This is a genomic window from Streptomyces sp. NPDC042002 (genome assembly GCF_055588305.1).
In genome coordinates this window covers 39,963-46,518 of sequence record NZ_JBVJCT010000052.1, presented here as the reverse complement: position 1 = coordinate 46,518, position 6,556 = coordinate 39,963, and the positions used below count along the sequence as shown (strand labels likewise).

The window sequence follows — 6,556 nt, the reverse complement described above, 5'->3', positions numbered from 1 at the left end:
GGTTGATAGGCCAGATCTGGAAGGCGGGCAACCGCTGGAGGTGACTGGTACTAATAGGCCGAGGGCTTGTCCTCAGTTGCTCGCGTCCACTGTGTAGTTCCCAGACAACGAACGGTTGTGCTGGCTGAACAGTTCCACTTACTTAATTGAAAAGTGTGCTTGTTCGCTGCCCGTTCGAGACCTCGTTCATGACGGGGTGTCTGACAGGGTTTCGGTGGTCATAGCGTGAGGGAAACGCCCGGTTACATTCCGAACCCGGAAGCTAAGCCTCGCAGCGCCGATGGTACTGCAGGGGGGACCCTGTGGGAGAGTAGGACGCCGCCGAACAATCTTTGGAGGACCCCTGGTCCCAGCGACTCGCTGGAACCAGGGGTCCTTTTGTTTTTTCCGAAGCGCGCCGAGTACCCGGCTGCGCGAGAATGACTTGCGGTACCGATGACAGGAGTCACCCATGTCCACCAACTCTCCCGACGAGCGACCGGAGCGCGACCAGCGCCGTCGTGACAGTGGTGACCGCGGTGACTACCGCGGGGGCCCGCGCCGGGACAACGACCGCGGCGGCTTCCGCCGCGACGACAACCGTGGCGGCAGCGGCAGCGGCAGCGCCGGCGCAGGCGCAGGCAGCGGTGGCTACCGTGGCCGTGACGACCGCCGTGAGGGCGATCGGGGCGGCAGGCCCCCGTTCCGTCGTGACGACCGTCCGACCAGTGGTCCGCGCCGCGATGACCGTGCGAGCGGTCCGCGTCGCGAGGGTGACCGCCCTGCCTTCAACCGCGACGACCGGCCCAGCAGCCCGCGCCGCGATGACGACCGCGGCGGTTTCCGCCGTGACGACAACCGTGGTGGCGGCAGTGGCGGTGGCTTCCGTCGCGATGACCGTGGTGGCAGCGGCAGTGGTGGCGGTGGCGGTTTCCGTCGCGACGACAACCGTGGTGGCGGCAGCGGTGGCGGCTTCCGTCGCGATGACCGTGGTGGCAGTGGCAGTGGCAGTGGCAGTGGTGGTGGTGGTGGCTTCCGTCGGGACGACCGTGGCGGCAGCGGTGGCGGCTTCCGCCGTGACGACAACCGTGGTGGCGGCAGCGGTGGCGGCTTCCGTCGCGATGACCGTGGTGGCAGTGGCAGTGGCAGTGGCAGTGGCAGTGGTGGTGGTGGTGGCTTCCGTCGGGACGACCGTGGCGGCAGCGGTGGCGGCTTCCGCCGCGATGACCGTGGTGGCAGCGGTGGCGGTGGCGGTTTCCGTCGCGACGACAACCGTGGTGGCGGCAGCGGTGGCGGCTTCCGTCGCGATGACCGTGGCGGCACGGGCACCGGCAGTGGTGGTGGCTTCCGTCGGGACGACCGTGGTGACTTCCGCCGTGATGACCGGCGTGATGACCGCCGTGACGACCGTGGCCCCCGTCGCGACGCGGACCGTCCGCCCTTCCGTCGGGACGAGCGGCCCAGCAGCCCGCGCCGCGACGATGACCGCGGCGGATTCCGCCGCGACGACCGTCGTGACGAGCGCCCGAGCAGCCCGCGTCGTGATGACAACCGCGGTGGCGGCGACTTCCGCCGCGACGAGCGGCCCAGCACCCCGCGCCGCGACGATGACCGCGGCGGATTCCGTCGCGACGACCGTCGTGACGAGCGCCCGAGCAGCCCGCGTCGTGATGACGACCGCGGTGGTTTCCGTCGCGACGACAACCGCGCCGGTGGCGACTTCCGTCGCGACGAGCGCAGGGACAGCGACCGTCCGCCCTTCCGCCGGGACGACCGGCCCAGCACCCCGCGCCGCGATGACGACCGCGGCGGATTCCGTCGGGACGACCGGCGTGATGACCGCCGTGACGACAGCCGGGGCGGCGGCTTCCGTGGCCGTGACGACCGGGGACGCGACGACCGTGGTCGTGGTGGACCGCGCGGCGACGACCGGGGCGGCCGTCCCGGTGGCTTCCGCGGCCGCGACGACCGTGGGGGCGACGACCGGCGCGGTGGCGGCCGTTTCCGCGACGAGCGGGAGCGGGACCGTGAGCCGATCAAGCGGCTGCCGATCCCGGACGACGTCACGGGCGAGGAGATCGACAAGGACGTACGGCAGGAGCTCCAGAGCCTGCCCAAGGGCCTCGCCGAGGATGTCTCCCGCAACCTGGTGATGGTTGCCCGGCTCATCGACGAGGATCCCGAGGGCGCCTACGCCTACTCGAGGATCGCCCTGCGGCTGGCGTCGCGTGTCGCCGCCGTGCGCGAGGCGGCCGGGTTCGCCGCGTACGCGAACCAGAAGTACAGCGAGGCGCTCGCCGAGTTCCGCGCCGCGCGCCGGATGACCGGCAGCGTCGAGCTGTGGCCCGTGATGGCGGACTGCGAGCGCGGTCTCGGTCGGCCCGAGAAGGCGCTGGAGATGGCCGGGGCGCCCGAGGTGCAGAAGCTGGACAAGGCGAGCCAGGTCGAGATGCGGCTCGTGGCGGCCGGTGCCCGGCGCGACATGGATCAGCTGGAAGCCGCCATCGTCACGCTTCAGAGCCCGGAGCTCGCCTCGAACTCCGTCCAGCCCTGGACCGCGCGACTGCGGTACGCCTACGCCGACGCGCTTCTCGCCGCCGGGCGTGAGGGCGAGGCACGCGAGTGGTTCGCCAAGACCGTCGAGTCCGACAAGGACGGCAGCACGGACGCCTCCGACCGGCTCGCCGAGCTGGACGGCGTCGAGTTCGTCGACGCGCTCGTCGAGGACGACGACGAGGCCGAGAGCGGCCAGGTGACCGCGTCCAACGCCGGGACAGAGGTCCGCGTCGAGGACGAGCACCAGGACGACGACGAGGATGAGGACGACGAGGACGACGACGAGATCGAGTCCGTGACCACGGACGGGATCTCGGACGACGTCGACGACCTCGACGACGACGAGGACGACGACGAGGACGACCGCGAGGACGACGACCTCGACGACGAGGACGACCGCGAGGACGACGCTCCTCACCGTCCTCAGAGCTGACGCCGGGTACTGCGGCGTAAACACGTGGGCGGCGGGACACCGGAAGGTGTACCGCCGCCCACGTGGCGTTTCCGGGGCCCGCGGCCTTTCAGGGAGCCAGCGCCCGCAGGACCAGTCCCGACGCCGGCTTCGGGCCGAAGGACGTCGACTTGCGCGGCATCGTGACCCCCTGGCGGGCGAGATCGCGTACGACCTCCTCGTGGACCGGGTGCATCAGGACGGCCGTGCCTCCGTCGTGTTCCGCCTTCTCGACCGTGGCACTCGCGTCGTGGATGTACGCGATGTGCGCGGGGGAGTCCTCCGGGATGCCCCACACGTGGTCGAGGAGCACGGCGTGCAGGACCGTGGCGTCCAGCGTGCGCCAGGCCTCCGGGCGGTCGGCCGGGACCGTACGGGCGAGGAGGTCCGGCGACGGGCGGTCGACGAGGTGGAAGGTGCCGTCGCCCGCGAGGAGGAAGGCGTTTCCCCCGGCGGCCGCCGAGGAGAGGGCCTCCAGGGCCTCGCCGAGGGACACGTCGAGGTGGCGTACGCGGAAGGAGTCCCCGAGGGCGGCCAGCGCCTCGGCGACCGGCAGGCGGTGCAGCAGGCGGTGGATGGCCCGGACGCGCAGCGGGTAGCGGGCGGTGTCCACCAGGAGGACCAGACCGTAGTCCCAGGGGCTCGGCGAGGGATGCTCCGCGCGTAGACGCAGATACGTCGCCCAGCGGTGATGGCCGTCGGCGATCAGGGCCTGGTGCCGGCCGAGATCTGTCCGGATCTCGGAGAGCCCCGCCGGATCCGTGACCGCCCACAGACGGTGGCTGATGCCGTCCTCCGTGGTGGTGGACAGCAGCGGCGGCCGGGTGGCGGTCCGCTCGATCACGGCGGCCGTGCCGTATCCGGATCCGTTGCCGCGATACGTCAGCAGCAGGGGTTCGAGGTTGGCGGACGTGGCGCGCATCAGCGCAGCGCGGTCCGCGATGACGTGCGGCATCACGTCCTCGTGCGGGAGGACGACGCCGTCGGCCGGCTCGGACAGCCGCAGGCTGCCGATCACGCCCCGTTGCAGCAGGTCGCCGTCGCGCTGCTCGTACACGTACAGGCCCGGCACGGGATCGGCGGCCAGAACGCCCTCCGACAGCCAGTCGCGCAGCGTGTCGGCGGCCTGCCTGTTGCGGGCGGCGGGGGTGCCGTCCTGCGGGAGGATCAGCCGGACGATGTTGTACGGGTCGGCCGATTCGAGTTCGAGCAGTCCGTCGGGCCGGACGATCACGTCGTACGGCGGGGATGTCACGGCGGCCAGGCTGCCGACCCGGTCGGGGTCGTAGCGCAGGCCTCGGAACGGGATGAGTTCGAGGCCGCTCCCTGCCGGTGTTTCCTCCTCGGGACCTGCATAGTTCATTGGGGCATCGTAAGTGTGTCAGTGGCATGCGCGATGATCGGGGCAAAGGGATCGAACGAGGAGCGATGCGCAATGAGCCAGACCGTCAGGACGCGGCCCGAAGGCAGTGGCCAGGCCCTGAGCGAGGCCTATGACACGGCGCTGCTGGATCTGGACGGGGTGGTGTACGCGGGCGGTCACGCCATCGCGTACGCCGTCGAGTCCCTCGGGACGGCGCGCGCGGGCGGAATGCACCTCGCGTATGTCACCAACAACGCGCTGCGCACTCCGGACGCGGTCGCCGAGCACCTCACGGAGCTGGGCATACCGACGGTGGCCTCGGACGTCATCACCTCGGCGCAGGCCGTGGCCCGGCTCATCAGCGAGCAGGTGCCCGCGGGCGCGCGCGTGCTGGTCATCGGCGGTGACGGGCTGCGGGTCGCGCTCCGCGAGCGCGGGCTGGAACCGGTCGACTCGGCGGAGGACGAGCCTGTCGCGGTCGTCCAGGGGTACGGCGGCCCCGATCTGACCTGGTCGCGCTTCGCGGAGGCGTGTTACGCCATCGCGCGCGGGGTTCCCTGGTTCGCCTCCAACACGGATCTGACGATTCCGGGCGCGCGCGGGATCGCGCCGGGGAACGGCGCGGCGGTGGAGGTCGTCCGCATCGCCACGGGTGCCGAGCCGCAGGTGGCGGGCAAGCCGTTGCCCCCGATGCACCGCGAGACGATTCTGCGGACCGGGGCGAAGCGGCCGCTGGTGGTCGGAGACCGGCTGGACACGGACATCGAGGGCGCGTTCAACGGAGAGGTGGACTCGCTGCTCGTCCTCACCGGCGTGACGGACGGCGCGCAGCTCCTCGCCGCGCCGCCGCAGCACCGGCCCACGTATGTCGACGCCGATCTGCGCGGGATGCTCACCGGTCAGCCCGAGGTCGTCGAAGCGGGCGAGGGGTTCCGCTGCGGCGGCTGGACGGCGACGGCGGGCAGCGAGGAACTCGAGCTGACGGGCGAGGGCGAGGCCCTCGACGGCCTGCGGGCCCTGTGCGCGGCGGCGTGGACGGCCGCGGGAGAGGGCAGCAGCGAGCTGGATGGGGGGAAGGCTCTGGCGAGACTGGGGCTCTAGGCGTCGGGGGTGGGGTGCAGGCGGATCCATGAGCAATGCGAGGGTAGGCTAACCTAACCTCGTGTTGGTCGACAGTCCTCCCGAACAGTGCGCGGAATCCGCCCCCGCGCCCCCAACCCGCCGGGCGATACGGACACTTGGGCTCCTCGTCTCCGTGGGTGTCCTGCTGCTGGTCGCGCTGGCGAGCGTCGCGATCGGGGCGAAAGCGCTGCCGCTGGACCAGGTGTGGCACGGCCTGTTCCACGACTCGGGGACGTACTCCGACGTCGTGGTCGGTGACCGGATCTCCCGGACCGTGCTCGGGCTGCTGGTCGGCGCCGCGCTCGGGCTGTCCGGTGCCGTCCTCCAGGCGCTCACCCGCAATCCGCTGGCCGACCCCGGTCTGCTCGGCATCAACGCGGGCGCGTCCGCCGCGGTCGTCACCGCGATCACCTACTTCGGTGTCACCTCGCTGAGCGGCTATGTCTGGTTCGCCTTCGTCGGGGCGGCCGCCGTCGGAGCCCTCGTCTGGTTCCTGGGCGGCAGCCGGGGCGCGACCCCGGTGCGGCTCGCACTGGCCGGAACCGCCATCAGCGCCGCCCTCTACGGCTATCTGCAGGCCGTGATGATCATGGATGACGCGGCGCTCGGCAAGATGCGCTTCTGGACGGTCGGTTCACTCGCCTCGGCGACCGACTCGACGATCGAGCAGGTGGCCCCCTTCCTGGCCGTCGGCACGCTCCTCGCGCTGGGCCTCGCCCGACCGCTGAACGCGGTGGCCATGGGCGACGACACCGCCCGCGCGCTCGGCGCCCACCTGAACCGCACCCGCGCTCTCTCCATGGCGGCCGCGACCGTGCTGTGCGGCGCCGCGACCGCCGCCTGCGGGCCGATCGTGTTCGTCGGGCTGATGGTCCCGCACGCCGTCCGCTCCTTCACCGGGCCCGACCTGCGCTGGATCCTGCCGTACGCCACCGTCCTGTCGCCCGTGCTGCTGCTCGGCGCCGATGTCCTGGGCCGGATGGTCGCCAGGCCGGCGGAGCTTCAGGTCGGCATCGTCACCGCGGTGCTCGGCGGTCCGGTCTTCATCTTTCTCGTACGGCGACGGAGGACGGCGCAGCTGTGAC

Annotated in this window: 4 protein-coding genes, 1 rRNA gene and 1 pseudogene; 5 read left to right on the top strand and 1 reads right to left on the bottom strand. The window is 71.6% G+C overall.

Translation table 11 applies throughout. The features are described from left to right. Positions 1-210: 210 nt before the first annotated feature. From rrf to ACZ6KY_RS39060, 3 genes and pseudogenes are all read left to right on the top strand, one after another. A 5S ribosomal RNA gene (gene rrf / locus ACZ6KY_RS39070) occupies positions 211-327 on the top strand. A 124-nt stretch (positions 328-451) separates the two neighbouring features. After that, positions 452-1,882, top strand: a pseudogene (locus ACZ6KY_RS39065) (hypothetical protein); the annotation flags it as partial. A gap of 141 nt (positions 1,883-2,023) precedes the next feature. After that, the gene (locus ACZ6KY_RS39060) at positions 2,024-2,968 is read left to right on the top strand and encodes a tetratricopeptide repeat protein (protein ID WP_469315015.1); all 945 of its coding nucleotides are present in this window, start codon (positions 2,024-2,026) and stop codon (positions 2,966-2,968) included. 88 nt (positions 2,969-3,056) lie between these two features. Here ACZ6KY_RS39060 and ACZ6KY_RS39055 read toward each other — a convergent pair whose 3' ends face one another. Then, positions 3,057-4,349, bottom strand: coding sequence for a DUF1015 domain-containing protein (locus tag ACZ6KY_RS39055; RefSeq protein ID WP_469315009.1), 1,293 nt, complete (start codon positions 4,347-4,349; stop codon positions 3,057-3,059). A gap of 72 nt (positions 4,350-4,421) precedes the next feature. Between ACZ6KY_RS39055 and ACZ6KY_RS39050 the strand changes: the two genes are divergently transcribed. Further along, positions 4,422-5,450, top strand: a complete 1,029-nt coding sequence (locus ACZ6KY_RS39050) for an HAD hydrolase-like protein (RefSeq protein WP_469315008.1) — start codon at positions 4,422-4,424, stop codon at positions 5,448-5,450. A 61-nt stretch (positions 5,451-5,511) separates the two neighbouring features. Further along, positions 5,512-6,555, top strand: a complete 1,044-nt coding sequence (locus ACZ6KY_RS39045) for a FecCD family ABC transporter permease (protein WP_469315007.1) — start codon at positions 5,512-5,514, stop codon at positions 6,553-6,555. The last annotated feature ends 1 nt before the right edge of the window (position 6,556 follow it).